This is a genomic window from Siminovitchia sediminis, assembly GCF_042680885.1.
Lineage (GTDB): Bacteria > Bacillota > Bacilli > Bacillales > Bacillaceae_C > Siminovitchia > Siminovitchia sediminis.
The window spans coordinates 1-2,470 of record NZ_JBHUEO010000082.1 but is presented as its reverse complement, the minus strand read 5'-3'; the positions used below and the strand labels follow the sequence as shown (position 1 = coordinate 2,470).

The 2,470-nt window shown below is 42.9% G+C and carries 4 protein-coding genes; 3 read left to right on the top strand and 1 reads right to left on the bottom strand.

Annotated features, from left to right (window positions below; translation table 11 throughout):
* Window positions 1-316: 316 nt before the first annotated feature.
* Window positions 317-1,045 carry a DUF421 domain-containing protein gene (locus ACFSCZ_RS17200; protein WP_380775653.1) on the top strand — a complete coding sequence of 243 codons (729 nt, stop codon included), beginning with the start codon at window positions 317-319 and terminating at the stop codon, window positions 1,043-1,045.
* 195 nt (window positions 1,046-1,240) lie between these two features.
* Here the strand turns inward: ACFSCZ_RS17200 and ACFSCZ_RS17195 are convergent, their stop codons facing one another.
* Window positions 1,241-1,381, bottom strand: coding sequence for a hypothetical protein (locus tag ACFSCZ_RS17195; protein WP_380775651.1), 141 nt, complete (start codon window positions 1,379-1,381; stop codon window positions 1,241-1,243).
* 228 nt (window positions 1,382-1,609) lie between these two features.
* On the opposite strand from ACFSCZ_RS17195, the gene ACFSCZ_RS17190 reads away from it, so the two are divergent.
* Together ACFSCZ_RS17190 and ACFSCZ_RS17185 are read left to right on the top strand one after the other, a co-directional pair.
* Window positions 1,610-2,125: a hypothetical protein gene (locus ACFSCZ_RS17190; RefSeq protein ID WP_380775649.1), complete on the top strand. Its 516-nt coding sequence runs from the start codon at window positions 1,610-1,612 to the stop codon at window positions 2,123-2,125.
* A gap of 27 nt (window positions 2,126-2,152) precedes the next feature.
* A complete protein-coding gene (locus ACFSCZ_RS17185; RefSeq protein ID WP_380775647.1) occupies window positions 2,153-2,446 on the top strand; it encodes a hypothetical protein in 294 nt (97 codons plus the stop codon).
* Window positions 2,447-2,470 lie beyond the last annotated feature (24 nt).

The following is a 2,470-nucleotide window of genomic DNA, read 5'->3' as shown; positions in this document are numbered from 1 at the left end:
ACAGGTCTAGGTGGATGGGAATCTTTTTCTTAAAAATAAAAACACAAAAATCTAGATACAAGTCGTCTAAATGTAAAATAAAAAAGCCTGTAGAGAAAAAAACATATACTTTCTCTACAAGCTGACCCTCCTGATCTCAGGAGGGTTTCGTTTGCAATTGGTTAATGTGAACCGTAATCCCGGGCAGCTGCAGCCGATCCCTGGATCATGGCAGGGCCCTGATTGTTTACATTGCCCCTGCGCCGGGTATTCTTATGAATTTCATTCAATATGGATACATTGTTATTAATGCTTGAATGAATGGGGCTGGAATGCAATGAGTTTTTTACAAATCACCATTGAATTAATGACCGGCTTTGTTTTACTTTTTTTATTGGTAAAAATTTTGGGGAAAAAGCTGATTAAGCAAATTACCCCTTTTACGTTTATTGGAGCGGTGGTACTGGGGGAATTGCTGGGCAATGCTCTGTATGATGAGAAAATCGGCTTGCAATATATTGTGTATTCCATGGGGTTCTGGGCTCTCCTGTTATTTACTCTGGAAGTATTGGGCCAGAAATTTTTAAAAGCTCGTCTGTTATTCGAAGGGAAACCATCACTTTTAATTCGGAATGGCGTAGTAAACAGAGAACAGTTAAAAAAGAATCGGATGAACATTAACCAGCTTCAAAGTTTACTGCGGCAGTCGGAGACTTTTTCCATCCGTGAAGTAGCATATTGTTACTTGGAAGCCAATGGTTCTCTCAGTATCTTAAAAAAATCTCCGAAGCAAAAAGTCCAGCAGGAAGACTTAAACCTTCCGCCACAGGCTGTGTATGTCCCCGTAACCTTGATCCGTGACGGAGAGTTATTGCGCAACGAGCTGTTTGAGATCGGGAAAGATGAAGATTGGCTTGTTTTACAGTTAAAAAGCAAGGGAGTGGATGATTACCGTCATGTATTCTTTGCCGAATGGCTGGAAGGGGACGGCTTGTTTATCCAAACATTTGACGAGGGCTCTGAAATGAATGAAACTAAACGACAGAATGCCTGTACAACTGAATAGGATCGCTTGAACAAAGTACGGGACAAGAGAATCATAGGATACATAGATCGGTACGGAAGAAAGGTTTTTGCGGATTTCAAGTTTTTGCCGGAAGTGCGTGTTTGAATGGGAGCCTTCAGTTTTTGCTAATCCGGCGTTTCGTTTATGCTCTCACGTTTGAGGTATGATTACAGGGAAAGACTTGGGAATCAGGTTTTAAATCCAGCGGCACTGCTCAAAACGGCTATCAACAGCAGAAACCAAGAGAATGACATCGGGATCCGGACCGGCATCCCATGTCAGCCGATAGATGCCCATGAAAAGCTCTTGCTGATACACTTCCCATTCCCCATACATACACCCATCCGGCAGCATGGCATGAAATTCACGTTCTGCAAATGAGTGACAGCAAATTCATTGAAATTCTGGAATAATTGATAAAAAATTGGATAAAGGAGTACCGGCTAGGGTGGGAAGTTTTTCGAAATTCAAAATAAATGGGAAAAGGTTTAGGTACGGTACATAGGAGAGCGGAGGACATAAGGTCCCGATGTTCAGTTCAGGTTCATGAAAAAGGAGAGGCGAATGTTTGATCCAACGCATTTTGAAAATTTAAAAGTAGCTTTTGAAAATCATTTATATGATTTGGATAATCTTGATGGACGGATTACGATTGTTCATCGGTCAGACCGTACGGACTATGCGGTTTTATCAAGAGAGTTATCCGTATTTTTTCAGCTTGCCGGCCAGCCGGATGTTACCGCAGAGGTGATGCTGGCCGCGTCCCTGGAAGACTTGGCAGGGGAAATACTGGAATTTTCGTCGGCGGTACATGGCTGTTCGCTCATATTGCGATTTTATAAAAGGGTTGTGGATCCATCGATACAATGCCCGCAGATTGAGCAGGCATTAGGGCGTATATGGGAAGCAGATGTCCACGTGAAGCAAAAATTAAGTTTTGTTTACGGGGAAGAAGCTGAGGGGTACATGAATAAAATAGAACTGCAATTTAAAACGAAAATCAGTGAAGATAACATGGGAGAAATCGCGCCTTTCTTGGAACATGTTTTACATACCCTTGACGTGCTGATTGACATTTAGTCCCCTCGGAAATTTGGGAGTAGCACGATGATAGGTGTGAAACTGCGGTTTTGTGTAAAATCGGGGATTCGAGGTGCGCAACTGATGGTGTGCGAAATCCGGGTTCAAAGCGCGAAACTGAGGTTCAAAGTGCGAAAATCGGATTCAAAGTGCGAAAACTGGATTCAAGGTGCGAATTCCGGGTTCAAAGCGCGAATTCCGGGTTCAAAGCGCGAAAACTGGATTCAAGGTGCGAAAATCGGATTCAAGGTGCGAAAATCGGATTCAAAGTGCGAAAATCGGATTCAAAGTGCGAATTCCGGGTTCAAAGCGCGAAACTGAGGTTCAAAGTGCGAAAATCGGATT